26 protein-coding genes are annotated in these 25913 nt (G+C 44.6%); 14 read left to right on the top strand and 12 right to left on the bottom strand.

The window, feature by feature from the left end; translation table 11 throughout:
- Positions 1–13 precede the first annotated feature (13 nt).
- The 3 genes from BLU12_RS06475 to BLU12_RS06465 form a co-directional block, all read right to left on the bottom strand.
- A complete protein-coding gene (locus BLU12_RS06475; protein ID WP_234945524.1) occupies positions 14–892 on the bottom strand; it encodes a DMT family transporter in 879 nt (292 codons plus the stop codon).
- Positions 893–958: 66 nt separating this feature from the next.
- Complete coding sequence (gene xth, locus BLU12_RS06470) at positions 959–1744, bottom strand: exodeoxyribonuclease III (protein WP_091461483.1); 786 nt, start codon at positions 1742–1744, stop codon at positions 959–961.
- A 1-nt stretch (position 1745) separates the two neighbouring features.
- Complete coding sequence (locus tag BLU12_RS06465) at positions 1746–2909, bottom strand: metallophosphoesterase (protein ID WP_091461482.1); 1164 nt, start codon at positions 2907–2909, stop codon at positions 1746–1748.
- A 137-nt stretch (positions 2910–3046) separates the two neighbouring features.
- Between BLU12_RS06465 and hydA the strand changes: the two genes are divergently transcribed.
- Positions 3047–4405, top strand: coding sequence for a dihydropyrimidinase (hydA, locus tag BLU12_RS06460; protein WP_234945523.1), 1359 nt, complete (start codon positions 3047–3049; stop codon positions 4403–4405).
- A 33-nt stretch (positions 4406–4438) separates the two neighbouring features.
- Here the strand turns inward: hydA and BLU12_RS10215 are convergent, their stop codons facing one another.
- From BLU12_RS10215 to BLU12_RS06435, 5 genes are all read right to left on the bottom strand, one after another.
- Positions 4439–4639, bottom strand: a complete 201-nt coding sequence (locus tag BLU12_RS10215) for a hypothetical protein (RefSeq protein WP_327020380.1) — start codon at positions 4637–4639, stop codon at positions 4439–4441.
- Positions 4640–4728: 89 nt separating this feature from the next.
- On the bottom strand, positions 4729–6099 hold the full coding sequence (locus tag BLU12_RS06450; RefSeq protein WP_091461479.1) for a fructose-specific PTS transporter subunit EIIC: 1371 nt from the start codon (positions 6097–6099) through the stop codon (positions 4729–4731).
- Between the two features lie 19 nt (positions 6100–6118).
- A complete protein-coding gene (locus tag BLU12_RS06445) occupies positions 6119–6583 on the bottom strand; it encodes a PTS sugar transporter subunit IIA (RefSeq protein ID WP_091461477.1) in 465 nt (154 codons plus the stop codon).
- Entirely contained in the window at positions 6580–7524 is a 945-nt protein-coding gene (pfkB, locus tag BLU12_RS06440) for a 1-phosphofructokinase (RefSeq protein ID WP_091461475.1), read from the bottom strand. The genes BLU12_RS06445 and pfkB overlap by 4 nt, the downstream gene beginning before the upstream one ends.
- The gene (locus tag BLU12_RS06435) at positions 7521–8300 is read right to left on the bottom strand and encodes a DeoR/GlpR family DNA-binding transcription regulator (RefSeq protein WP_091461474.1); all 780 of its coding nucleotides are present in this window, start codon (positions 8298–8300) and stop codon (positions 7521–7523) included. Before BLU12_RS06435 ends, pfkB begins: the two co-directional genes overlap by 4 nt.
- A gap of 113 nt (positions 8301–8413) precedes the next feature.
- On the opposite strand from BLU12_RS06435, the gene BLU12_RS06430 reads away from it, so the two are divergent.
- The 9 genes from BLU12_RS06430 to BLU12_RS06390 all read left to right on the top strand — a co-directional run bounded on the left by BLU12_RS06430 (position 8414) and on the right by BLU12_RS06390 (position 18855).
- The gene (locus BLU12_RS06430; protein WP_091461472.1) at positions 8414–8791 is read left to right on the top strand and encodes a hypothetical protein; all 378 of its coding nucleotides are present in this window, start codon (positions 8414–8416) and stop codon (positions 8789–8791) included.
- Between the two features lie 593 nt (positions 8792–9384).
- A complete protein-coding gene (locus BLU12_RS06425) occupies positions 9385–9747 on the top strand; it encodes a nucleotide pyrophosphohydrolase (RefSeq protein ID WP_091461471.1) in 363 nt (120 codons plus the stop codon).
- Positions 9748–9752: 5 nt separating this feature from the next.
- Positions 9753–11480 (top strand): McrB family protein, encoded by a 1728-nt coding sequence (locus tag BLU12_RS06420; RefSeq protein ID WP_091461469.1) that lies wholly within the window; start codon positions 9753–9755, stop codon positions 11478–11480.
- Positions 11471–14017: a DUF2357 domain-containing protein gene (locus BLU12_RS06415; protein ID WP_159428512.1), complete on the top strand. Its 2547-nt coding sequence runs from the start codon at positions 11471–11473 to the stop codon at positions 14015–14017. Before BLU12_RS06420 ends, BLU12_RS06415 begins: the two co-directional genes overlap by 10 nt.
- Positions 14018–14095: 78 nt before the next feature.
- The gene (locus BLU12_RS06410) at positions 14096–14644 is read left to right on the top strand and encodes a transposase (protein WP_091461466.1); all 549 of its coding nucleotides are present in this window, start codon (positions 14096–14098) and stop codon (positions 14642–14644) included.
- 201 nt (positions 14645–14845) lie between these two features.
- Positions 14846–15691, top strand: a complete 846-nt coding sequence (gene pglZ, locus BLU12_RS06405; protein WP_234945522.1) for a BREX-3 system phosphatase PglZ — start codon at positions 14846–14848, stop codon at positions 15689–15691.
- A gap of 31 nt (positions 15692–15722) precedes the next feature.
- Positions 15723–16502, top strand: a complete 780-nt coding sequence (locus BLU12_RS06400; RefSeq protein ID WP_091461464.1) for a hypothetical protein — start codon at positions 15723–15725, stop codon at positions 16500–16502.
- Positions 16503–16532: 30 nt separating this feature from the next.
- Positions 16533–18308: a GmrSD restriction endonuclease domain-containing protein gene (locus tag BLU12_RS06395; protein WP_091461462.1), complete on the top strand. Its 1776-nt coding sequence runs from the start codon at positions 16533–16535 to the stop codon at positions 18306–18308.
- Positions 18309–18423: 115 nt separating this feature from the next.
- Positions 18424–18855: a pyrimidine dimer DNA glycosylase/endonuclease V gene (locus BLU12_RS06390; RefSeq protein ID WP_091461460.1), complete on the top strand. Its 432-nt coding sequence runs from the start codon at positions 18424–18426 to the stop codon at positions 18853–18855.
- A gap of 111 nt (positions 18856–18966) precedes the next feature.
- On the opposite strand, the gene BLU12_RS06385 is transcribed toward BLU12_RS06390, so the two are convergent.
- Positions 18967–19446, bottom strand: coding sequence for a D-alanine--D-alanine ligase family protein (locus BLU12_RS06385; protein WP_234945521.1), 480 nt, complete (start codon positions 19444–19446; stop codon positions 18967–18969).
- A gap of 88 nt (positions 19447–19534) precedes the next feature.
- Positions 19535–20275, bottom strand: coding sequence for a D-alanine--D-alanine ligase family protein (locus BLU12_RS06380; RefSeq protein WP_234945520.1), 741 nt, complete (start codon positions 20273–20275; stop codon positions 19535–19537).
- Between the two features lie 543 nt (positions 20276–20818).
- On the opposite strand from BLU12_RS06380, the gene BLU12_RS06375 reads away from it, so the two are divergent.
- Complete coding sequence (locus BLU12_RS06375) at positions 20819–21442, top strand: ATP-binding protein (RefSeq protein ID WP_091461459.1); 624 nt, start codon at positions 20819–20821, stop codon at positions 21440–21442.
- A 6-nt stretch (positions 21443–21448) separates the two neighbouring features.
- Here the strand turns inward: BLU12_RS06375 and BLU12_RS06370 are convergent, their stop codons facing one another.
- Complete coding sequence (locus BLU12_RS06370) at positions 21449–22069, bottom strand: DedA family protein (protein ID WP_091461457.1); 621 nt, start codon at positions 22067–22069, stop codon at positions 21449–21451.
- Positions 22070–22081: 12 nt separating this feature from the next.
- On the bottom strand, positions 22082–22906 hold the full coding sequence (locus BLU12_RS06365; RefSeq protein ID WP_234945519.1) for an aminotransferase class IV: 825 nt from the start codon (positions 22904–22906) through the stop codon (positions 22082–22084).
- Positions 22907–23163: 257 nt separating this feature from the next.
- Here BLU12_RS06365 and ilvE point away from each other — a divergent pair, with 257 nt between their 5' ends.
- The 3 genes from ilvE to BLU12_RS06350 form a co-directional block, all read left to right on the top strand.
- Positions 23164–24039, top strand: a complete 876-nt coding sequence (gene ilvE, locus BLU12_RS06360; protein ID WP_091461454.1) for a branched-chain-amino-acid transaminase — start codon at positions 23164–23166, stop codon at positions 24037–24039.
- 70 nt (positions 24040–24109) lie between these two features.
- Positions 24110–25222: a butyrate kinase gene (buk, locus tag BLU12_RS06355; protein ID WP_091461452.1), complete on the top strand. Its 1113-nt coding sequence runs from the start codon at positions 24110–24112 to the stop codon at positions 25220–25222.
- Position 25223: 1 nt separating this feature from the next.
- Positions 25224–25913 (top strand): phosphate acyltransferase (locus BLU12_RS06350; RefSeq protein WP_234945517.1); only part of this gene is annotated, 690 nt, incomplete at its 3' end.

Here is a 25913-nt window from a genome sequence, read left to right as displayed (position 1 = left end):
TATAATATAACATCTATTTATTACTTCTACAATAGAATAAAGGTTCCAGCGACAACATGATGACTGCAATGCATATGAAGACTCCGCCGATGATCGCGCTTTTTTCCGGCCTTTCTCCAAGCAATAGAAAGGCCCACATCATAGAGAGGGGAATTTCGCTCATGGATAATACCGAAGCTATAGAGCTAGATAGATATTTAAGGGATCTCGAGATCATGCCAAAGGCAATGGCGGAGGTGCATAATGCCATATACATTAGGCCAAGGTAGGCTTTCGGCGGGGCCTTGAATAGATCCGCTGCTTTTCCTCCATAAAGCCCGGCGACCCAACAGATTACCGATGCCCATAGAAAACTTTGCAAATAGGCCTTATACTGCGATTTTTTGCCGAGTCCGTATCTTCCGTTTAAAAGGTAGAGGGCATAACCGGCACCGCCGGCCAGTGCGCAGAGAATGCCAATGATGTCGAACTTCAAGCCCTCGCTGGGATCCCATACGGCAAAGTAAACTCCCCACAGAGAGAGTATTAAGGCCAGAATTTGCACCAGAGAGGGGCGCTCTCGAGCTATAGCCCAGGCTCCTATCATAGCCCAAATCGGAGCGGTGTAATACAGGATCATCGTCATTCCTACGGATATCCTCAAAAAGGCTATGCTAAGGCCCAAGTTCGAGCTGATAAGCCCAAGGGAGCTCAACCAAAAAAGCGCTCTGCCCATCTCCTCTTTACGGGGAATTATCAAAGCGCTTCGGGGTTTGGGGGCGAGAGAGATGATAATACAGGTGCTGACGGTTATGCGAAAAAGCGTTATGAGAAAAGGGCCGACTCCAAAACCGTCGACGAAACGAACTACGGGACCGTTCGTTCCCCAAATCGTGGTCGCCCCAAGGACCAAAAATATTCCCCTCATGGTACTCCCAAGCGTATTCATTGGCTTTTGTGGGTAATTTTTAAGATTAAATTAAAGATCGAATATGCCGACGAGAAAAGTATGATCCGACGGCTTTTCCCATGATCTGGGTTCCCTGTCTATGTAGCAATCCACTGAGCGATCTGCTACGGAAGGCGTAGCTAATATGTGGTCTACGCGCCAGCCTATGTTTCGTTCAAGAGCATTTTTGACCCTATAGTCCCAAAATGTGTACTGTCCTTCTTCCGGGTGGTGTTTTCTGAAGACGTCCACAAAACCCCAGGATTTGACGGTGTCGAAAATATCCCTTATCTCTTCATGAAAGCATACGTGGTTTCTTTTCGTTTCCGGTTTCGTTACGTCCTTTTCCTCTGGGGCTACGTTCATGTCTCCCACCCAAATTATCTTGTCATCTGCCTTAAACTCCGATTCCAGCAAATCGAGGAATCGCCGGAAAAAGTCCTTTTTGTATCGATAATCGGGATGGTCAATGGACTTGCCCTGGGGGACGTAAGTGTTTATTACCCACAGGTCGTCGAACCTGGCGATCATCAGTCTGTCGTCGTCCTTTCCGTCTTTGCCGTCGGGGAAGCCATAAATGATCTCATTGGGTTCCCCTTGGCAAGCAATTGCCACACCGGCGTAAGCTTTCCTTCCCCTGAAAAAGACGTGGTATCCCCAGGAATCGAAGGCCGATGCCGGAAATTGATCGTCGCTTACCTTCGTCTCTTGCAGACACAAGACGTCTACGGGGTTTTTTATCAACCATCTTTCGAGGATTTGAAGCCTGCTTCTGACGGAATTTGCGTTAAAGGTTGATATCGTAAAAAAGGGCATTTCACTCACTACCTCCTTGTACTGAATTGATGAACCTCAGGTTCAAAAGGATTATCTCCGGCATTGATCCCAGACGGACCGGAGGTCCCCAAGTTCCATACCCGCTGGATACGTAAATTAAAGTTTTGTCCTTTTGCAAAACCCCCCAGCTTTTTTCGAATATCAATTTTGTTATTAAGTTAAATGGCCACATCTGACCGTTGTGCGTATGGCCAGACAGCTGAATGGCAACTCCCTGAGATGCCGCCTCGTCTAAGTTGACGGGCGTGTGGTCTAAAACCATGACAGGGAGATCCTTTGAAACTTCTTGGAGTATTTCGTTTAAGGGAATGCGTTTTGACCTTTCTATGCGATTTGCCGTAATATCCCTTCTGCCTACAAGAATTAGTGAATTTTCTATGATCGCGAATTCATCTTGGAGCAGCTTCACTCCTGCCCTGGCGAGGTATTTCTCGACTTCCTCTATTCCCGCGTAATATTCGTGGTTGCCGGCAACGGCATATACACCTAAGGGAGCATTCAATTGTTTTAATTCCTCAGCCAGGCTTTCTTCCATCGCAACGGAAACGCTTTCGTCTACTATATCGCCCACGAAAAGCACCAAGTCCGGAGACAGATCGTTAATTTTGCTCACAAGATCTTTTATGCGAGAGTTGTTCATGAAGAGACCTACATGCACGTCCGATACGGCTACGGCTCGGATGGAATCCAAAGTCGCATTGACATTCGGCATCTCCAGGTTTAATGCCACTGTTCGCGTTCTTCTTGCGTTAATGCTGCCAATTACGATCAGGACCATTATGAGGACGACGCTTATTTTCCATATGTGCGCTCTTAAAGTGACATCCAAAAGCGGCATAAAAGAGAAGAGAGAAGACATGAGTCTGTAAATGTCTATGAAGAGGCTCAATAAAAATGCATAGGCCATGAAAGCAAAATAGTAAGAACCGACCATGGCGGATATTTTGGCGATACCTTCAAGGGAGGTGAAGGCCTGAAGCAGACGGCCGCAGGGGTAGGCGATCATGGCCAAAACAAGGACAATCAACACAACTTTTCCCAAAGGAGAATGGCACAAAACAGATATGTGCCTGTAAATGTAGTAATTGGCAAAAAAATAGATCAAAGAAACAGATCCAATAAAAACCATTAATCCTAATCCCATACAACTCCCCCTTCTCTTTGATAGTATAATGCAAATGGATATCCTTTAGAAATCCGATAAATTTCCCATCTTGACATAACGATAAACATGAAGCCTTTTTTATGGCCGGGAAACCCAGACGATCGGGGGTTGATCTGATGTATGATGTTGTAATTAAAGGTGGCAAAATAGTAGGTAGTCCCTTTGGAACGATTAAAGGGGATATCGGCATCGCAGGCGAATGTATAGCGGCGATAGGTTATGATTTAAAAGGAAAAGATGTTGTCGATGCCTCAGGCAAACTCGTGTTGCCGGGCGTGATAGATGCTCATGTTCACATGGAGCTTCCCGTTTCTGGCACCCGTTCGAGCGATGATTTTGCTTCTGGCACAAAAGCTGCAGCCTGTGGCGGAGTCACGACCGTCATAGATTTTACGGTGGGCGACAGAGATTCAACCCTTCCTGAAGATATAGAAAGCAGGCTCGATGAAGCCAAAAAATCCTACATCGATTATACGCTTCACGCTGAAATTATCGGTTGGCACAGATCCAGGTCGTGGGAGATCTTGAAGGCAACGCAAATGGGAGTTACCAGTTTTAAGTTTTTCACTGCCTACAGCTCCTCCGGCAGAAGGACCGACAGAGGAGCGCTTTTCGATGCCTTTGAGACGATAGGCGACCTGGGAGCATTGGCCATAGTACATGCAGAAGACGAGGAGATAATTAACCATATCGTTAGTTCATTGGATCGTAGTGAGATTGGCGATATGAGTACTCTGGCCAAGGCAAGGCCACCTCTTTGCGAAGCCCTGGCAGTAGGCGATGTCATTTACTTGGCGGAAAGGGCAAACGCCAGGGTGCATATAGTGCATTTATCCTCCGCTTTAGGTTTGGAGGCCTTTAAGAGAGCCAGAAGCTTTTATTCAAAAGCGACAGCTGAGACATGTCCCCAATATCTCCTGCTTACGAAGGAAGTATATGAGGGTGTGGAGGGCCACTTATACTCCGCTTCTCCCGCATTGAGGACCTCCATGGACGCTCAGGCTCTCTGGGAAGGCATCAGCAACGGAGATATTTCCTTGATAGCGACGGATCACTGTCCCTTTACTAGAGAGCAAAAAAGCTGGAAGGATAGCTTTCTCGACCTGCCCTACGGTTTGCCCGGCGTGGAGACTTCGCTGCCTTTATTCTTTAGCGAAGGCGTCTTAAAACGAGGCATTTCCCTGGAGGTCATGGTGAAGCTTTTTGCGGAAAATCCAGCCAGGATATATAGCCTTTTTCCCAGAAAAGGGGCGCTTCAAATTGGATCAGATGCCGATATAACAATTCTGGATCCCAATCAAGAATGGACAATAAGTTCCAATAATTTGCATATGAATACGGACTTTTCACCCTACGAAGGGATGACGATAAAGGGCAAAGTCTGTACTACATTATCGCGAGGTGAAGTGATATACGATAATGGTCTTTTTAAAGCAAGGGAAGGAAGGGGAAAATTTTTTGGTCGAAGCATATGATCCTTTCAAATAATGCTTCATAAATTCTTGGTCTTAACCTCTGAAAGACATCCTAGTGAAGGGGTGTTTAGGTGAAGTGCAAGAATCTAAAAGGTAGTAGATAAATCTAGGTCTTCCAGAGCGCCCATCTTGGTATTTGGGTTCTTTGGAAGCCAAGCCTGACATTGCTAGATACTCCAGGTATCTATGAGCAGTAGGGTAAGAAAGGTTGGTTTTCTCTACAACATCTTGGATGGTAGCGCCTTTAGAATTATGCTAACTTAAACAAACAAAGAGGTGTCCTTTGCGGACACCTCTTTGTTTGTTTAAGGCATGTTTAGCTTTTATTGTTTTCTGGGTTTCAGTGCGCTTACCAAGGCAGCCGTTACTAGAGTTCCGGCGATTATGGCTATTATATAAAAACCAAGATTTCCGACGGCATTCGGGATGGGGAGGACGAAAATACCTCCATGGGGAGCTCTGAGGGTGCAGCGGAAGAACATGGAAAGTGCTCCAGTGACGGCTGAGCCAGCAATGATTGAGGGTATTACCCTCAAAGGATCGGCGGCGGCAAAGGGTATAGCTCCTTCAGTTATAAAGGACACTCCAAGGACCGCTGCAGCTTTGCCGGCTTCCCTTTCTTCTTTTGTGAACTTATTTTTTGCGATGAACGTGGCCAAAGCAATTCCCAATGGAGGCGTCATACCTGCGGCCATAACCGCGGCCATGGGCTCGAAAGTGTTACTCCCAAGAAGGCCCACGGCAAAGGCGTAAGCTGCCTTATTTACAGGGCCTCCCATATCGACGGCCATCATTGCTCCAAGTATCAATCCCAAAATAGCTGCGTTAGCGGTGCTCATATTGTTAAGGCTCACGGTAAGCCAGTCCATTATGCCTTTTACCGGCGTGCCTATAACGTATATCATGAGCAATCCCGTTGCCAGAGAAGATAAAAGAGGCAGGACTAAAACTGGCATGAGCCCCTCCAGGCTTTTCGGGAGTTTTATGGATTTTTTAAGCCCAAGCGTAATATAACCCGCGATAAAACCTGCCAATATACCCCCGAGAAAACCTGCGCCTATTTGATTGGCGAGCATACCGCCTATGAGGCCCGGAGTAAGGCCTGGTCTATCGGCTATGGAGTAGGCGATATAACCGGCAAGGACCGGGACCATGAGGGCAAACGCCGCTCCGCCGCCTATCCTCATGAGCGCTGCTGCCAAGCTGCCTTCTTCTTCTGCAGCATGTATTCCGAAGGCGAAGGAGAGGGCAATGCACAGCCCTCCGGCCACAACTATGGGGATTATGTGGGACACACCAGTCATTAGATGCTTATATACTCCAGACCTTTGTGCCGATCGCTGAGCCTTCATCTCCTCTATCTTGGCGACCTCTTTTTCCATAGTAACCGTGGCTTTCTTCAATGCTTCATCTATCACGGCAACGCCATCTTTGATCGCTATTCCCGTAGATGTCATGTATATTGGTTTCCCTGCGAACCTCTCCATATTTACGTTTGTGTCGGCTGCGATGATGACGATGTCAGCTTGGGCTATATCTTCATCCGTTAGCTTATTCTCGGAACCCGCCGACCCCATTGTCTCGACCTTGATTTCGTGGCCTAACTTTTCTGCTCCAACCTTCAAAGATTCTGCTGCCATGTAAGTATGGGCAATTCCTGTCGGGCAAGCTGTTACAGCAACTATCTTTGCCATCTTTGTTTCCTCCTTCCCTCTAACTCATCTGTTCTTCTTGTCTTTCGATGACGTCCAAGACGTCCCGGGGAGACTTGGCGTTTCTCAGCGACTCCCTGAAGTTTTCGTGCATAAGCAACCTTGCGAGCTTAGAAAGGGCTTGCAGATAAACTTTATCCGCATCCTTTGGCGCAGCGATCAGAAAGAAGATGTCGGCCTTTGTCCCGTCGAGGGATGCTACGTCTATTCCTTGGGTGGTCCTGGCCATAGCTAAGCCGGCAGCCTTTACTGCATCGGATTTAGCGTGAGGTATGGCAACTCCGAATCCGACTCCCGTAGTCCCCTGTTTTTCCCTCTCGGCCACATCCCTTAAATATGCCTCTACATCTGCGACTATCCCATCCTCATACATCTTATTTGCCAGAGCCCTCCAGACATCCTCCTTTGCGTCGGCCGTTAAGTCGAGCAGTATCCTTCCTTCCGATAATAAATCCTTGATATTCATATCTTGACCTCCTTTACGGAAATTTTCTCAATAACGGACAGGACTCTTTCCCGTGTCGTTCGTTCCGTTCCCAATTTTGTGAGGGCACAGAGGGAAAAGGCCGTCGCTAGTTTAGCCCGTTCCAATAGAGCTTCTCCTTTTACCGCACCTGCAATTAAACCGGTTACCATAGCATCTCCGGCGCCAACAGTGGTCAAAACGTCGATCTTGGGAGGTATGGCCTGTATGAGGGTGTGGTCTTCAGCGAAAAAAGCTCCCTTCTCGCCCATGGAGAGACATACGGTTTTGATACCCAGGGAAAGCAGTTTTTTTAAACCCTCTACGATTTGGTCGAAGGAGGGATTTGAGAGGCCAAAAATCTCGCAAAATTCTGCGATGTTGGGCTTTATGAGGTCAGGCTTCGATTTCAAAGCCTTTTTCAATGCAGGGCCACTCGTGTCTAAAGCTACAAATTTGCCCAGGGATTTAAGTATGGATGTAACTTCGGCAAAAAAATTGTCGTCGATGCCGGGAGGAAGGCTGCCACATAGAGCGAAATAATCGTTATTTTCGGCTAATTGTGTTAATATCTTTTGTAAATTGGCGCGCACTTTTTTGTCGCATTGAAGTCCGGGAAAATTTATGTCCGTTATCTCCTTTTTTTGCTCGTCAACGATCTTGATGTTGGTGCGCGTTTCTCCGTCTAAAAGCACGAATTCGTCTTTTATCCCTCTGGCTGCAAGGAAGTGCTCGAACAACTCTTTGTTGTGCTTGCCCAGAAAACCTGTAGCAACTACTTCTTCTATGCCGTAGTCCTTTAAAAAAGAAGCCACGTTGAAACCCTTGCCCCCGACGTCTTTGCGCTCCTTTTTGACCCTGTTTACCCTTCCTGCTGTGAAGTTAGGGATAAATATGGTGTGGTCTATTGCAGGGTTTGGGGTGACCGTTACGATAGATGTCACCTTTCATCGCTCCCTTCGCTAGCGATAATTACTTTTACCTTTCTTTTTAATTGCTCGACCTTTCTTTCATCTCCCTTGTCGTCGGTGATGAACAAATCAAGTTCATTGAGATCACATATCTTGCACAAGCCCTCCAGGCCTATCTTTGAATGGTCTGCGACGAGTATCTTTTTTTTGCCGGCGAAGAGCATATGGCGCTTTGTCTCGGCTTCCGTCATATTTGGTGTGGTAACGCCGAAATCGGCGTCAATGGCATTTGCTGCCAGAAAGACCTTGTCAAAGCGAAGGGCCTTTAGCGCTTGGTTGGTCAAAAATCCGACGAGAGATCGGGGGCCCTTTCGCAGGATTCCACCCAATAACCAAACCTCTACCGAAGTATCGTCGAGGAATACATTTGCAACATCTATGCAGTTGGTGGCGACTGTCACATTGCGTCCGCGAAGGTTTGAGGCGATCTGCAGGGTAGTGGTGCCAGCGTCAAGCAGTACGGTTTCTCCTTCTTTTACTAAGGATGCGGCCATTTTTCCGATAGCTGCCTTGAGGTTAAGGTTTTGAATTTCCTTCTCTTGAAAGGTGGGTTCAAGGCCGTAATTGGGAGGAACGGCCCCGCCGTGAGTTCGCTTGAGCAGATTCATGTCTTCAAGAACTGCCAGATCCCGACGTATCGTAGCCTCGGAGACGCCGAACTCTTGAACCAGGTCTGCCACGTATATGGGGGCACCCGATTTGATCTTGCTTACTATGGCGGCCCTTCTTTCCTCTGCGAACACTGCCATCACCTTGATTGTTTTTGATCATTTATGATTGTTTGTGATCATTATATTACGCCTCTTTCAAAAAGTCAATACCCTTTAAGAATTGATAGTTGCCGAGGGCATAAAAGCCGGATATGAAATATGAACGCAATTTTTCGTTTTCTGTTGTTACTCAAGCCTTTGCACAGGTCAAACAGTTCGACAAGGCCTTACAGATAGCCGAAGGTATCATTAACGAAAACAAAAGCGAACAATCCGGGATTTATGTGTTTTCCCTCCTTGCAGAAGCGATGGCATCAGCCGGGCAGTACGATCGGGCGCTGCAAGCAGCTCAAAGGATTGCAGACGCCGATTTCAGATCAGGTAGGCTGTCTATGATTGCTATGACTATGGCCCGGGCAGGACAGCTCGGCGAATGTTTAAAGGTCGCTCAAACGATCGGCGAGCCGCTAACTCGCCTTGATGTCTTGGCAGGGATAATAAATGTCATAAAAGCGCAGAAGCAACAATAAATTAAGCCTAATCAAACGGCTATAACCTAAAGTTTTAGGGGCAACTTTGCACGTTATGGATTTAACAATTCCGTAGCGATGAGAAAATTTTGAAGTTGACTGATAAAGTCGGGTGGTTACTTGATTACTTAGATACACCATCAGTCATTGTGTGATGTAGATCGAAAAGCCGTAAAAATATTTAGCAGGAACAGATCCCACTGCACGCACAAGATAAAATTCAATTCTAATGTTCAGTTATTGCTTTTTTATATTATCTTGACATTGGATATAGGTAATTGTAAATTACAATCAATATATAAATGGAGACGTAGAATGTGTTAGGTGATAACTTGTTGGCATTCATGAAAGTGGTACATTTTTTGAATATTGTTAAATTTACTTGTTAACTATAGATCTATGCAGTTATACTTTTCTGAAGTTTGCTACATATAAGAGGTCATCTTATTTGTCTTGATTCTGGTTGTCTAAACTTTTTTATCTTTATCCTGCTGTTCATCTTCTATCGCTTGGTGCGAGATTACATTATATAATGAAGTAATAAATAAAAGTAAGCTTTGGAGGAAATTGGAAATGAAAAGGGTGAATAACTTATGAATGACAAATCGTTATTTGATCTTAAGGAAAGACTGAGACGCTTTGTCGAAGAAAGAGATTGGGACAAGTTCCATTCTCCTAAGAATTTAGCAATGGCTTTAACTGCTGAAGTGGGTGAATTAGTTGAGCAATTCCAATGGCTGACTGAAGATCAAAGCAAAAAATTATCAGAACCTATTCACAAGCAAGTAGAGGAAGAAATTGCAGATATTTTCATTTATCTTGTAATGTTAGCTGATAAGTTAAATATAGATATTATTGATGTAGCATATCTAAAAATTGATATAAATACGAGTAAATATCCAGTTAAACTTGTTAGGGGTAGTGCGAAAAAGTATACAGAGTATCAAGCGGAGTGAGCCTGATGGAAAAGCAGATATTCATTTTTACTGCTGGTAATTCAGAAGCAAGACAACATTTAGAAATATCTATAAAAAATCCGATTAATTTAGAAAAAATCATAAAATTTTTTGAGTCTGAGGATCAAGAAGAACTGCGGTTAATTAATAGTAGACATGGCATTTATGCTTGGGGTGCAATGCCTGGGCCCAGCAACGAAAGGCTTTGGAACGAATTAAAACCAGATGATTATGTACTATGCGTGTATGACAATACATATCATTATGTTGCAAAGATATTAAAGAAGTGTAGAAATGAAAAATGTGCACAGGCTTTATGGGGGTCAGACTCCGATGGACACACTTGGGAGTTTATGTATTTCCTTTCTAGGCCTGAAAAAATAGAAATTCCAGTTCAGAGTTTATCACAATATTTAAATAAGTCCTATAGAGGCTTTACAAGAATTTCAGCAGCAAAAGTTCAAACGATAGAAAAGGATTTTGGAAGCATAGATGAGTTTATTGAAAAGGAACTCAAAAAATTTGGTCCAGTACCTAACGTATCTACTAAACCAATTAATGCGTATTCCGTAATTGAAAACATTATATCCCATATCCAAAGTAATGGATTTGTTTATGAACCATGGCAGATAGCTCAATACGTTACTGCAGTTCGTACCAAACCTTTCATGATCTTGGCAGGTATTTCTGGAACTGGAAAATCTAAGTTGCCGGCACTTGTTGCAGAGGCGATTTCTGGAAAAAGCAGGCTTATACCAGTTCGTCCAGACTGGACTGATAGTTCGGATATTCTTGGTTATGTTGATTTACAAGGAGATTTTCGTCCAGGTGTACTCCTCGAAATAGCTCGTGAAGCTATGAACGATAGAAATACCCTTTGGACATGCATTATTGATGAAATGAACTTAGCTAGGGTTGAACATTATTTTGCAGAGGTTCTTAGTAAGATTGAATGTAGGCATGGTACTCCGGAATTAGGCTATGATAGTGATCCTTTGCTTTTGCAGTCCATTAATAATAAGAAAGATGTTGAGTGGAGCAAGGTCATCTTACCATCAAACCTCTGTTTGGTGGGGACTGTCAATATGGATGAGAGTTCTCATAGTTTTAGTCGCAAAGTCCTAGACCGTGCCTTTACAATTGAACTCTCGGATGTTTATCTTGATCTCTGGAAAAAACCTCAAATAACGGCCACGCAGGTAGATTCAGGGATTACGAGGAATTATTGGCCTATTTCAAAGTGGTATCCCAGAGCTTTAAGATTATCAGAGTTAAATAACCTGAAAAATGAGGAAGAGAAAGAGATTGCAAGGGCTATCGAGGCACTTAAAGATATAAATAAATATCTCGCTTTGGCGCAGTTACAGGTTGGTTATAGGATTCGAGACGAAGTTGCTCTCTTCCTTATTAATGCATTGGAAATCCAAGAATCTTTCAAGGGGAGGAACAATGAGAGAGTGGATCCTCTTGACTTGGCGCTTGAAATGAAAATCCTACCCAGAATAGTTGGAGGTAGCAGTGCAATCCGACGAGTCATATTAGGCATGCTCGGATGGGCAATGACAGGTGAACCACTTGCAACTGATGAGGATGCATGGCCTATATTAGAGAACTGGGAAGGGGCAAACCGTACTAATGCAATTAATGATGCCCGATACCCTCGATTGGCTGCTAGGTTATGTTTGATGTGGGGGCGTTTAGTCGAAGATGGGTATACCTCATATTGGTTATAGTTAAAACTATGGAAGAACTTTTTCACATAGAAACTGACAAAGCTGATCTTAGCTGGAGTGGCCCCAAAGGGAATCCTGCAAATACTATATGGGGAGCGCAAGCCCCATTAGGCCGATTAGTCATTTCTCTATGTCGGCCTAATGCTACCTTTGGCAGTAATACTTGGCGTAATGAAGTCCCACCCCAGGTAGCTGACAATCCATATTTGCAAATTGGGCCGCGTCTGTATGAAGAGACGAATTATAATATCTTTCTAAAGAGTAAGACCGCTGATCGGGTGGAATTAAGACATTGCGATCCGACAATATTGCGGGGTCTCAATAAAACTGAGGAGAACAGAATAGTCTACGGCATAATTAACTTTAAAGGTCAAGTAGGACGTAGCCGCTTTACGGTTCTTGTTGGCGGGAAACCAGAATTTGACTTTGAGGTTGAAATCTTTCCTAGCAAGCTTGACTATACCTCTGATTATGAGACACTCATTGCTGACGTTCAAGATATACTAACAGCGCTAGTTTTAGAATACCTTCAATCCACATTTCAATTAGGCTTTGCAGTGAACACTCGAGACTCCACGCGTCTTGAATGGCTTACGCTCTTGCGTTATGTCATCGATAAATTAGAACTTAGTTTACGCTATATTGAACAGCATCCACATCGTGGTCCCTCGAGGAAGCTCCTTTCAACTAGAGTCCATCTCATACATAAACCTGATTCTACTGTTCTACGTGCCGTTGTCCAGGGCAAGGGCTCTGGTCCCAGATTGCGAACCAGCTTCGGAGCCCCGATAAAATGCAAGCTCCCCGAACGGCGATCTTGCCCAACATTAGACACATCGGAACATAGATGGCTTGCTTTACAAATTGAGAGAATACGTAGACAACTGGCGCACATTAACACTGAAGAAAAGAAAAGAATTTTGTTAAAACATAAGGGCAATCAGACCATTACTGATAAAGATAAAAGGATTCTTGAGGAAATTGCTACGTTTGAGAATCGGATTGCACGCCTTCAGGAAATTGAGCCCATTGTAGCAGCTGCTGGATTACCCCCCGCAGGTTTTGCTTCGCTCACTTTACAGACGGCTCCGGGATATCGTGAGGCTTATCGTGCATGTCTAATTCTGCTTCGAGGGCTTCGTGTATTAGGGGGGCCGATTGAACTTTCCGTTAAAGATATTTATCTCTTATACGAATATTGGTGTTATTTAGCCCTCGTTCGCCTTATTTCTAAATTGCTTGGAAAACAAATCCCAGTTGATCGGTTGCTAATTTTGGATCGCGATGGCCTTAGGGTACAGCTTAAACGTGGATACAAATCTACAGTCCGCTTTGAAGTAAATAATTCCAGTACTATCGAAGTTACATATAACCCAAAGTTTACTAAGGCAGCCTATCTCCTTCCTCAACAGCCAGATATAGTTTTGACATTAAAGGACCCCAATTGGCCCACCATGAGGCTTGTTTTAGATGCTAAATATAGGATAGAAATTTCTCCCGACTATGTGTCTCAATTTGGTTCACCAGGGCCACCACAAGACGCCATCAACGTTCTTCATCGCTACCGAGATGCTATTCTTGAAGAAACAAGCTCAGAAGGCCCCAGATCAGAAAGGCTCAAACATAGCGTGGTAGAAGGAGCAGCACTCTTCCCTTATGTAGACAAAGATGATCAATTTTCTAACAGTCGTTTTTGGACTTCTTTAGAGCGACTTGGTATAGGAGCTATTCCGTTTCTTCCGAATGAAACACGCTATCTTGAAAAATGGCTGAGCGAGCTTCTTCGTAGAGGTGGTTGGTCGATAGCCGAACGTTCAATTCCTCATAGTGCTCATGAACAGTTGCGTTCTTGGAGAGAAGCTGCAAAAGAGATAGTAATGATAGCTGTGCTAAGGCCAAATAATCCAAAACAGCATCTTGAATGGATTTGTTCTCAGCAATGCTACTATACACCTCTCACCCCAACTCAGAGGAGACAGTTTGCTGTGCGTTGGGTCGCAATATACTCCCCATCATCATTGCGAAATCCTGGTGCGATCACCCATATTGCACCAGTAGAAAGAATCGGAGTTTTGAGACGAAAAGATATCCAAACCCCGTGGAGTACAAGTCATAATAAGAATCAATATCAGGTTGTATACTATCTTGGTGAAGTCGTGGAGTTTAAGAAGCCAATTGAGAATAAAGGACCAAATGGACAAGGTGTGCGTGTTTCTCGAAATCGGTGGTCATCGTATCTTGGCCTGCAAAGAGCAAAAGAGTTATCTGAACTTTTCTTGGAAACAGAACCGGAATGGCGTTTGTATGAGGAGTTAAAAGCAGCAGGAATAAGTTTCAGTCTAAAGCCAGGTCAACCGAAGGCGCAACATGACAATGAGCCTGTTGGTCGTGCGTGGTTTGCTATTGATAAGATGTTAGTGCAATATCGCGGAAGCGCAGGTTTCTTGGTTAGATGCAGACCATTTCGTGACGAGTATTATACATATGTGGAGGATGTTATAAAAAGATTTAAGAACCTGTTGCATAAATGTTGCTGAATAAAGTTATCCGCAGACAAAATACATTATAATAATCTAAGAATCAAATCACTACAAAAATGGCTGAGGTGGACCTTTATGGCATATAACTTTATAAGTAGCGACAGAGATCAAATGTACCTTTTACCGCCTGATATGAGAGACTGCCTACCGGGAAATCATCTCCTCTGGTTCATAATGGAGATAGTTTCACATCTTGACCTCATTCCTTTCTATAAACGCTACAATCCGAAAGAAGAGGGAAGAGTCGCCTATAATCCGTCCACAATGACAGCTTTGTATTTTTACTCATACTGCACTGGCGTTAGATCAAGCAGAAAGATAAAACAGCTTTGTATTGAAAGCGTGCCCTTTAAAATCATATCCGATGACCATCATCCGGACCATACTACCATAAGCCGTTTTCGTAAGAACTTTGCCACAGAACTTGCAGGCCTGTTTATTCAGGTTTTAACTGTATGCTGCGAATCAGGACTTTGCAATGTCAGTACAGTTTCCGTAGATGGAACAAAGATAAAGGCCAATATCACCAACCCTGACAGCAGGATCATGGAGATCAGCAAGTCCAGCAAGATAATATACCCTTGCCTCTTACTACAGTTTCCACCATGGAGTATAAGCTTTTGACTCCTGAGGGCAGAAAACTGTGTAAGAAACGCAGTGCCACAATGAAACCTGTCTTTGGACATATCAAGGAAGTGCTTGGTTTAACAGGTTCATGCGTAGGGGGTTAGAAGCATGCAGCTGCGAGTGGAAGATGATATGCAGTGCATATAATCTCCTGAAACTATTGATCAGATACCCATTAACAAGCGTGGTACTTCAGTAATGTTACATCGTATTCCTAGATTCCTTGCGCGAAATCTAGCAGGGGATAAGCGCACTAAAATAGCTTTTTTGTTAATCGATGGCCTTGCTTTAGATCAATGGATAACATTACGTAATGTCTTAAAAGAGTTGGATTCAAGATTGCAGTTTAGGGAGTCTGCGGTTTTTGCGTGGGTACCAACTTTAACGTCGGTATCTCGACAAGCGGCATTTGCTGGGAAACCTCCCATGTTCTTTCCGACAAACATTCGAACGACTGATAGAGAATCGAATCTTTGGGCTCAATTCTGGGCAGAGCAAGGACTTAGTGCCAATGATATAGCTTACATCAGAGGGTTAGGTAATGAAATATCTAGTAAACATTATGAGGTTCTAAAACAAGATCGATTACGAGTAGCTGGTTTGGTCGTAGATAAGATTGATCGGATAATGCATGGAATGCAGTTAGGTGCTGCCGGCATGCATAATCAGATTTGGCAATGGACTAAGCAGGGATTCATGAGAGACCTTTTGAGCATTTTAATAGATAGTGGTTTTAGAGTATATATTACATCAGATCATGGGAACATCGAGGCCAAGGGAATTGGTTGTCCTAATGAAGGGGTAACCGCAGAATTGCGGGGGGGGCGTGTTCGTATATATTCCGATCCAAGTTTAAGAACAAAGTGCAAAATGTCATTTCCCGATTCACTGGAATGGCCGTCTATCGGCCTCCCAGAAGATTATTATGCTTTAATTGCACCAAGTAGGGCAGCCTTTATTCGAAAGGACGATGTGATTGTAAGTCATGGTGGCATTAGCATCGAGGAAGTTATAGCCCCATTTATCGAGGTTGAACGAGCATAAAACGAGCGGATCCTTTCATGGGGGTGAGTTTGTGCCACATAACGGCCAGCTAACGTCACAAAAAAGATTTTCGCAAATTGGTTTTAGTAGGCTGATACGCCTAGAGTGGCTGGAAAGAACAGCTAATTTAGTCCTTGCCGGAAACGACGAGTCATCCATTTATGATGCCCTTCAAAGGTTGCTAGACAATAAGCTCTATGGTGGTAAAAACGTTAAAGGTGGCAGTAGGAAAAAAACTATTGCTATTTTAAGGAAAATATGGGTTCGTCCTCCCATCGATCTGATTTGTCTTAGAGACAATGGCCTGGAAATTTTATCGCATATCCCTCGTGAAGAGCATGTAATAATTCATTGGGGTATGACCATGGCAGCATATCCTTTTTGGAGTGCTGTGGCAATGCATATAGGAAGGCAGCTGAGACTTCAAGGTATAACGTCAGTCGGCCAAGTGCAACGTCGCATTAGCGAGCAATATGGAGAACGAGATACGGTATCTCTGGCTGTACAAAAGATATTTCTTAGCCTTGCCGATTGGGGTCTGCTTAGGAGAACTGCAAATAGGGGGATTTATGTCCCCGGACTTTCATTTGCCATTAATGACATAAGGGTTATTGCTTGGCTGGTCGAGGCTTTTTTGCATGTCCACCAAGGGGGCCCGTTGATGTTGGATACCATACTTAACTTGCCAAGTTTATTTCCCTTTCGGATAAACCCAGTGTCATCTGGTCAATTGGTCAAGGCCTCAGAGCGCCTCGATGCTTTCTCAGTTGGAATTGGTCAAGATTTTTTGGTAATAGGCAAGGCTAACTAGCAAAATTAATAGAATAAAGGATGTGTTAATATGCCTGATGTTGTTTTTAAAAAGGTCGATTATACCCTCAAAAAGCTTGTGGAGGATATCGATATAGGGGAGATTGGACTACCTGATATCCAAAGACCGTTTGTTTGGCCAAGCAGCAAAGTGCGGGACTTATTTGACTCAATGTATCGTGGTTATCCGATAGGTTATTTTTTATTTTGGGAGAATGGCTTCCCCGGTGAACATAAAGTCATAGGAACTGGCCAAAAGCAAAAAGCCCCTCGTTTGTTAATAGTAGACGGCCAACAACGATTGGCTTCATTATATACAGTAACTAAGGCAGTTCCTATTGTAAGTAAAGATTTTCGTCATGCTCGTATTCGTATTGCCTTTAACCCCATAGAAGAAGGATTTGAAGTTACAAACCCTGCCATTGAAAGAGATGTGGAATGGATTCCCGATATTAGCGAGATATGGAAACCGGAAGTGAGCAGTTATACATTTATAAGTAAATTCTTTCATCGTCTTGGAGCAAATCGTGAAATTGCCGATGAAGAAAGAACAAAAATAGCAAATTCAATCACACGGTTAGAAAAGCTCTTAGATTATCCTCTTACTGCGTTGGAAATATCTTCTTCTGTTGATGAAGATAGAGTTGCAGAAATATTTGTTCGCATCAATAGCAAGGGTACACCCCTTAATCAGGCTGATTTTATTCTTACACTTATGTCGGTGTTTTGGGATGATGGTCGAAAACAACTGGAAGAGTTTTGCCGTCAGGCTAAAAAACCGCCAGTTGATAATCGTCCATCACCATATAACCATTACCTTGCCCCTAGCCCTGATCAGTTGTTAAGGCCTAGTGTCGCCCTTGGTTTTCGTCGAGCAAGGTTAGAGCACGTATATTCGCTACTGCGCGGGAAGGATTTGCAAACTCGGCAGTTTTCCGTAGAGCAGAGAGAAAAACAATTTGATATATTGAGAGAAGCTCAGGATTGTGTTTTGAATCTCCAAAATTGGCACGATTTCTTTAAGGTATTAAAGCGTGCCGGTTATCAAAGTGGTCAGCTCCTCTCCTCCGAAATGACAATAGTCTATACATATGCAATGTGGTTGATCGGTAAGATGGATTATTGCGTAGACCCTTATTACCTGAGAGAAGTTATGGCTCGCTGGTTTTTTATGGTAGCTCTTACGGGACGTTACACCAGCTCTCCAGAAGGTCGTATGGAGCAGGATTTAGCGCTCTTACGGGGGATCGATACAGCTGAGGGGTTTGTGAAAGTGCTGGATCAACAAATAAATGCCATTTTTACGAGAGACTATTGGGAAGTGACCCTGCCTAACGAATTAGAGACAGCTGCCGCTCGCAGTACTGGCCAATTTGCCTTTTATGCAGCGCTTTGCCTTCTTGATGCCAATGTGTTGTACTCTAAGATGAAGGTCTCTGAATTGTTGGATCCAACCATTAAAAGTAAAAAGAAAGCCCTGGAACGTCATCATCTGTTTCCTCGGCGATACTTACAGAAAATGGGCATTCGAGAGAAGCGTCTTATTTATCAGACGGCTAACTACGCCTTGGTGGAATGGCGTGACAATATAGCCATATCGGATAAAGCACCCAAGGATTACGTGCCTCAAGTTGAGGCCAGATTTACCGGCGAAGAACTGCAAAAAATGTATACGATGCATGCACTGCCCGAAAGATGGTATGAAATGGAATATACGACCTTCTTAAATGAGCGTAGAAAATTAATGGCTGATATCATTCGCAGGGGATTTATGAAATTGAAAGATAATATTAAAGCAATGCTCTAAAAGGGCTTTTTACTCTATAGAGGATGCCATAAAATGGATACAAGACAATGAATTTGGCAATATCTCACGCTAATTTAAATGCATATCTACATGCCCGTCTAATAGGTAATCATCCATGAGGATCTGGTCGTTGCATCCCCGTTATCTTGATGGCAAAGGGCTGGTGGCGCTGTGGCGGGAGGGGCTGCTCGCCAAGGCGGTATTGGAGGGAAAGACTCGCGGTTACGTCCATCATCCCCAGCTTGCACGTTTTCGCGCTCAACCGGATCCTGTGGGCGCGATAAATGCCTATTTACATTTCGTCCTCCTTGAAGGTCGTGCGCGAAACTATCGCTTCGACGAGAATAAGCTGTTGCCCGTCGAAAGATGTCCGCTAATTTCCGTGACCGACGGGCAGATTTGCTACGAATGGAAGCATTTGTTGGCCAAGCTCAAGACAAGAGATAGGAGTCGGTATAGCTCGCTTTGTTCAATAGAAGCTCCTGACGCTCACCCTTTAATGAAGGTCGTTCCCGGTCCTGTTGAGCCCTGGGAAGCGGTCAGGTGAATTAACGGGAGGGGCAATCCCTGTCCGAGGTTCGACATGGCATTTTGCAAATAAAGACCGAGGTTCGGTTTTACGAATCTTGGTCTTTATTCATTTTTAACTAATTTTTAGCTAATTTGTCGCTAGCCTATTTGTCCTTGCTTGCGGGGATGGAGCGTTGGGCATCAGGGGCGTTTTGGGGTTGCGCTTTTTCCTCCATCCACTGATGCCTTCGCTCTTCTCTTTTAAGCTCTTGCGGCTCAAGCTGCAACCTGCCTCCTTCGAGCAGTTATCTAAGGAAGCTTGCAGGGCAGCAGAGCCGTTTCCAGTAAATGGTATGTTCAGGCTTTCCAAAAAGGTCGCAAACAATACTTCTTTTTTGCTGTCGTCGGAAAATCCTTCGAAGAGATTGAATATACAATCCGGCCGGAAACGCTTTATCTTATTCTCCAGCACATCAAAACTCCTCAGATCCTTTTTGGTGACGCCGAGCACATACGTCTTATGTCCGACAGAAGCGAGAGCCTTTGCGACCATATATCTAACGGTCAGGGTATCCAGTACATCCGGCCTTTCCGTATCCTCTTTGGCAGTTACGATCAATATCCTCATAGTAGTTATCCCTCTAGCCAAGGCAAGCTGTAGCGGTTGAAGGCTGAACGCAAAATTTGCGATATGAGGTCGTGATAGTTGCCTCCGCTTAGGGAATAAAGAATTGGAAGGTCGCTATAATAAGGTGAAAGCCCCGGCAGGGGTTGATATCTATGACCCTCAGTTGGCCTTGTCCGTCCATCTGCATGTCGATGCGAGCTATATCCCTGAGTTCCAAGGCATGAAATGCATCGAGAGCGATCATTGCAGCTTCACGTCGGACCTTTTCGTTTATAGCTTCAGGGCCTTCATAGAGTATGCATTCCAGCCAATATCTTTTATGTTCCAAAGAATACAAAAAGACGCCGTCATCCGATGGTTTTCGTTCCGAAATCTTCATCATGCCCAACAAACGGGCATCCCTGCCGTTGCCGACGATGCCGGCTGTTATCTCTATGCCGGGCAGAAAGGCTTCGATGATGGCGGGTTGTCTGTATCGCTCGAATATCCTCAAGACATTTCGTTTCAATTCATTCGGGTTTCGACATATGGAATCGCGGAACACGCCTTTGGATGAGCCTTCCCATCTGGGCTTTGCGATGTAAGTTTCGTTGTTATCCTGAAACAACATGTCAACATTGCGCAAGTCATCTTCGCTTCTGAAGAGCGTCATGAATGGCACGGGGACGTTTTCTCTTTTTAAAACGACATTCGTGAGATATTTATCCAAAGATATTGCAAGAGAAACGGGATCAGATCCGCTATAGGGGATCCCCAAGGATTCGAGCAGGCAGGGTATTTGAGATTCTCTGCCCCTTTCTGTGCCTATTCCTTCAGCAATATTGAACATGAAGTCCGGGCGTTGATTTGCAAGTTTCGACGGCAGATCCTCATTTTGTTCGCAGAGAAGGGTCTTAAATCCAAAACTTTCTATTTCTTTTGCCAGAGCATCTACAGTACTTTGAGAGTCGTACTCCTCGTAAAGGTCATTCGGGTCGCCTTCTGAGGTAGGCCTTTATAAATTGAAGGCGATGCCTATGACCTTGACCGGTAGGGAAACTTCTTGACTTGATTCTTTATCTTCCATCCTTTAATTCACCTCTTCTTGAGGCATGAGATACAACCCCCCCAAAGGGGTTGTTAGTAACTTGTTTTTATATTGCTTAATATATAAATGAATCTCTTATTTGTATGTATCACCTCTTTTTGCAGTATTAACAATTATTTGCAAAATTTAATACTACAATAAGCGATATTAAAATATAAATTTCAACTCCCAACTAAAAAATTCCCTCTTTTTTGAGGGAATGAGATCTTTTGACTGTATATGCTTTTTTCTGCGAGAATTATAGTGCTTGTTTTCCTGATATGCAATGGGATAGGTGGTGTTTTGATGAAAAAATTCAACATAATTAGGGTCAGAAAATTCCTGGAGATAGCTCTTTTGGCGAAGGCCTTTGCTATAGCCGCTCCAAAGCCCGTAGCTTTGATCCCGATAGGGCCTCAAGGATGCGGAAAGACGAGCCTGGGGTTATACCTGTCTCGCAAAATTCGCAGTTTCGAGATGATATCCCAGGACGAAATAAGAAAATCCTTGTTTCTTCAGATGCACCCCGAAGAAAATGGCGTCGGGTTCGAAAGGATATATGAGGTTCTGAGACCTAAGGAGCCGGAGATACGCAGAAAAGCTATTGAGGCTTTGAAGTCAAGCACGAAAGAGGTCGTATATGTGGATAGAATGAATCTGACGCCTGCATCAAGGTCCGACTTTATCGTTCCCGATAGATTTAACGTGGCCATCTACTTCGACCTGCCCTTGGATGAAATTTTAAGAAGACATAAGAACAGGCCCGATAAGGTTTTGGCCATCCCCGATCATATAGTGATCAGTTGCTTTAACATGGCAGAATTTCCCAAAAGGGATGAGTTTGACGCCAGAGTTATCCTGAGTCCGATCAGTATAAGAAGGGAAGAAAGTGGACACAGAAAGGACAAGGGCAATTTGTCGAACGAGTAGTTGATATTAGCGAGTGTCTTTGAGCTTCTTCGCCTTAGATCTGTACCATAATACATATATCGCTATTATCGTTACACATAAGAAAAAAAGCGCCACGGAAATTGAATGAAGTGTCTCCTGAAGCCGCTCTCTGTTGTTTCCTATGTAATATCCGAGCAGGGCCAGCACTACCACCCATATTCCGGCCCCCAGTGAAGTGTATAAGCTAAAAAGGTCCAACCTCATCCTTGCTATACCCGCCGGCAACGATATGTACTGCCTGATGCCGGGCAGCAATCTTCCGACGAATGTGCTCACGGCGCCGTGCTTTTTAAAGAAGTTTTCGGCTTTGTTCAGGCTTTTTTCGCTGATAAAAAAATATTTGCCATATTTTATTAGAAAATATCTTCCCAGTTTCAGAGCCAAATAATAGTTGAATATCGCCCCTAATAAGCTTCCTGCGACTCCGCAAAATATTACTACAGGCAGTGACATCTTGCCCTCGGCTGCCAAAAAGCCTGCCGGCGGCACGACAACTTCGCTGGGAAAGGGGAAAAAAGAAGATTCCAAAAACATCAAAGCCGTTATCCCTACATACCCCAAGCGGCCTATGGTGTTCACCAAAAAAATAACTATAGCTTCAAGCATCTGTGTAACATCCTATTCCAAATAATCTTCTATCTTTGCTGAATAAAGGTGTTGAAGGTATTGACTTACCGGGCCATTGACCTGTGCCAGATGCTGGCTTCCAATCCTTCTTACGGGGAGTATTTCCTTGATGCTCCCCGTTATGAACGCTTCTTGTGCTGTTGATACTTCGGAAAGCAGGGGGCACCTCATCTCGACCTTCAATCCGCTTTCTTCAGCTAGTGTAATGATAATTTGGCGCATTACCCCGTCGAGCACCTTCTCTGTAGGAGCTGTGACTATCCTGCCGTCGATCACCATGAAGAAGCTGCTGCTTGAAGATTCCGTTATCTCTCCATCGGGACAGTACAAAACTTCCAAAGCCTCTTTATCGTCCCTACGTCCAACATATGCAGGGAGGTAAAATACGCTTTTTATGTGCGGGAAAGGCCTGTCCATATCTATGGGGGCGAGAGCCACCCCGCGTTCGTAATTTTCCCTTGGTGCCTTTTCCAACGGTTCAAATATGACAAAAAATCTTGGATTGGGAAATTGGCCATCTTCAAATACATCTCCCCCCGAGACGTAAATTCGCATTTGAACTTCTTCGCAATCCATCATTGCAATGCCTTTTCTGATGACCCCGATGATTTGTTGTATATCCAAGGGAAGTTTAATTCCCAGGGCATGGGATGATTCCTCCAGCCTTTTCAAATGGATCGACATTGCATGGGGTCTTTTCCGATAGGTCCTCAATGTGTCAAAAACACCTACGCCTCTTTGTACGAGAAAGTCAGTTACGGGAATGCTGATTTCTCCGAGAGATTTAAACTCGCCGTTGTAATAACAAAGCTTCAATTTCAGTCCCCTCTTTTTGTATGCCATATATTCGACCATGGTCGTCGAAAATTATTGTAGCGAATAAATTGCCCTTTGAACATGGCTAGCAATATACTTTTCTTGAAGGCCCAGGTTTGTGTCTTGGGCATACATTGACCCGCAACTTTGCTGAAGAACAATTAAATTCTGGCTACTTTTTTATCAAACTTTATTATAATATGTATATTTGAAAGGCATTATTGCGCAATACAAATTATGAAGGAGGGACAAGAGTAATGACTGTAGTATATGTCAATGGAGAGTATGTTCCCAAGGAAGAAGCAAAGGTCTCAGTGTACGATCATGGTTTTTTGTATGGCGACGGAGTGTTTGAGGGCATCAGAGCTTACGCCGGGCGCATATTTAGGCTGGAAGAGCATATCGACAGGCTCTACGATTCGGCTAAGGCAATATGGCTGGAGATACCCATCTCCAAAGAGGAAATGATGGAAGTTTGCGCGGAAACCTGCAGGAGAAATGAGCTCAAGGATGCCTACATCAGGTTGGTCGTGAGCAGAGGAACGGGAGACCTAGGTTTGGACCCAAGGAAGTGTCCAAAAGCGACAGTAGTATGCATTGCCGATAAAATTGCCCTCTACCCGGAGGAGTTTTATCAGAAGGGCTTGAAGGCGGCTACGGCAGCTACGAGAAAAAACTACGGAGAGGTGCTTCCTCCCCAAGTTAAAACCTGCAATTATCTTCCCAATATCATGGCCAAGATTGAATCGATAGTTGCGGGAGCCCAAGAGTGCTTCTGCATGAGCCGCGAAGGTTATTTGACGGAAGGCTCCGGCGACAATGTGTTTTTGGTTAAAAACGGTGTAGTTAAGACCCCTCACCCCGCTGTTGGAATTTTGATCGGCGTTACGAGAAATGCCGTTATAGAATTGGCCAAGAAATTGGGTTACCCCGTGGAGGAGACTTTCCTTACGAGATATGACGTTTACACTGCTGATGAAGCCTTCGTCACCGGTACTGCAGCCGAAATGGTTGCCGTCGTTGAGGTAGATGGAAGAAAGATTGGCAATGGCAAGCCAGGTCCTGTCACGGAGAAACTCAGAGAAGAATTTCGCAAGCTGGTAACTTCTGAAGGATATCCCATTTACAAGTAAATGCGAATCAGGTTTTTCGGGGCAAGATATGCTGCACTGAAGATGTCTTGCCCCTTATCGAGAGAGGAGGATGGTTGTGGCCTTTAATATATTGGTCATAAATCCAGGTTCTACCAGCACTAAGATAGCGTGGTATGAAGATGATGTGGAAACATGGAGAAAAACCATAACCCACGTCCTTGAAGAGTTGTCGGAGTTCGATGGCGTAATAAGCCAGTTGGACTTCAGATTAAAAGCCCTTGAAGACGCCTTGAAAGAGGCAAGGTATTCCTTCGACGATCTCGATGCGGTAATAGGGCGCGGAGGCATAGTCGATCCGCCCATGCCTGGTGGAGTTTATCGGGTAGAAGAGGTGTTGATCGAATATTTGAAGCGTTGCAAACCATGGGAGCATGCATCTAACTTAGGAGGGCTGATGGCCCACTCTATAGCACAACCCAGAAATATCCCTGCCTTCATCGCCGATTCGGTAGCTACCGATGAATTGGATGACATCGCAAGGATCACGGGTCTTCCGGAGCTTCCCAAGTATTCCTTGGCCCATACATTAAATGTGAAATCAGTAGTGCGTAAGGCGGCCAAGGAGTTGGATGGGGATTGGCGTAAACTTCGCTTTATAGTGGCCCATTTAGGAGGAGGCTTTACGATCTGCGCCCACAGGGACGGCAGAATGGTGGATCTAAACAATGCCAACGAAAACGGACCTTTTTCCCCGGAGCGTGCCGGGACCGTCCCCACGGGCGATTTGGTCAAGCTTTGCTATAGCGGCAAATATAACGTGAAGGAACTGCGTCGAAAGCTTGCAGGTGTTTCGGGGTTCGTCGGTTATCTCGGTACAAATGACGTTCGTGAGGTGAAGAAGCGCATTGAAGCGGGAGACGAAGGGGCTGCATTGATATACCACGCAATGGCTTTGCAGGTGGCCAAAGAGATCGCTTCCTATTCAGCCGTATTGGAGGGCAAGGTCGACGCCATTATCATGACCGGCGGCGTGGCCTACGACGATGACTTCGTGGCCATGGTAACGGAAAGGGTACAGTGGATAGCTCCCGTTTTGGTATATCCTGGGGAAAATGAAATGAAGTCCTTAGCGGAGAACGCCTTGAGGGTTTTGAAGGGGGAAGAAAAGTCGTCTTCCTATGCTGACGTCGTGGAAAATTACAGAAAAAGGGAGGTGCTTTAATTTGGCCTTTAAAAGTCTCGATTTTCTCTTTGATAGGGCTAAGAAAGGCACCGTTATGAGAGTTGTCGTCGCTGCAGCAGAGGACGGAGAAGTGCTTGAGGCGGTCAAAAAGGCAAATTCAGAAGGAATAGTTGAGGCTACCTTGGTCGGCGATAAGGGAAGGATAGCAAGGGTCGCCGAGGAAAGGAGCATAGACATATCTTCTTTCGAGATAATTTCAGCAAAAAGCGAGGAAGAAGCGGCCGCAAAGGCCGTACAAACCGTATCATCGGGAAATGGCGATCTTTTGATGAAGGGGTTCATAAAGACTTCTACCCTGCTTAAGGCCGTATTGAATAAAGAATGGGGCTTAAGGAGCGGGAACCTGCTCTCTCATTTGTTTCTTTTCGAGGTTCCTGCCTTCGATAGAGTTATAGGACTTACAGATGGGGGACTCAACACCTACCCCGGCCTTCAGGAGAAGGCGGCGATAGTAAATAACGCCGTTTACTGTTATCATTGTTTGGGCGTCGAAACGCCAAAGGTCGCTGCCTTGGCCGCCGTAGAGGTAGTAAATCCCGATATGCCCTGCACGATTGATGCAGCCGCATTGGTCCAGATGAACAGACGAAACCAGATAAAAGGCTGCATTATCGATGGACCTCTGGCTTTGGATAACGCCTTGAGCGAAGAGGCCGCACGTCATAAGGGA

The sequence above is a fragment of the Acetomicrobium thermoterrenum DSM 13490 genome (assembly GCF_900107215.1).
GTDB classification, from domain to species: Bacteria; Synergistota; Synergistia; order Synergistales; family Acetomicrobiaceae; genus Acetomicrobium; species Acetomicrobium thermoterrenum.
The sequence above is the reverse complement of the archived record's forward strand: the minus strand, read 5'-3'. Positions and strand labels throughout refer to the sequence as shown.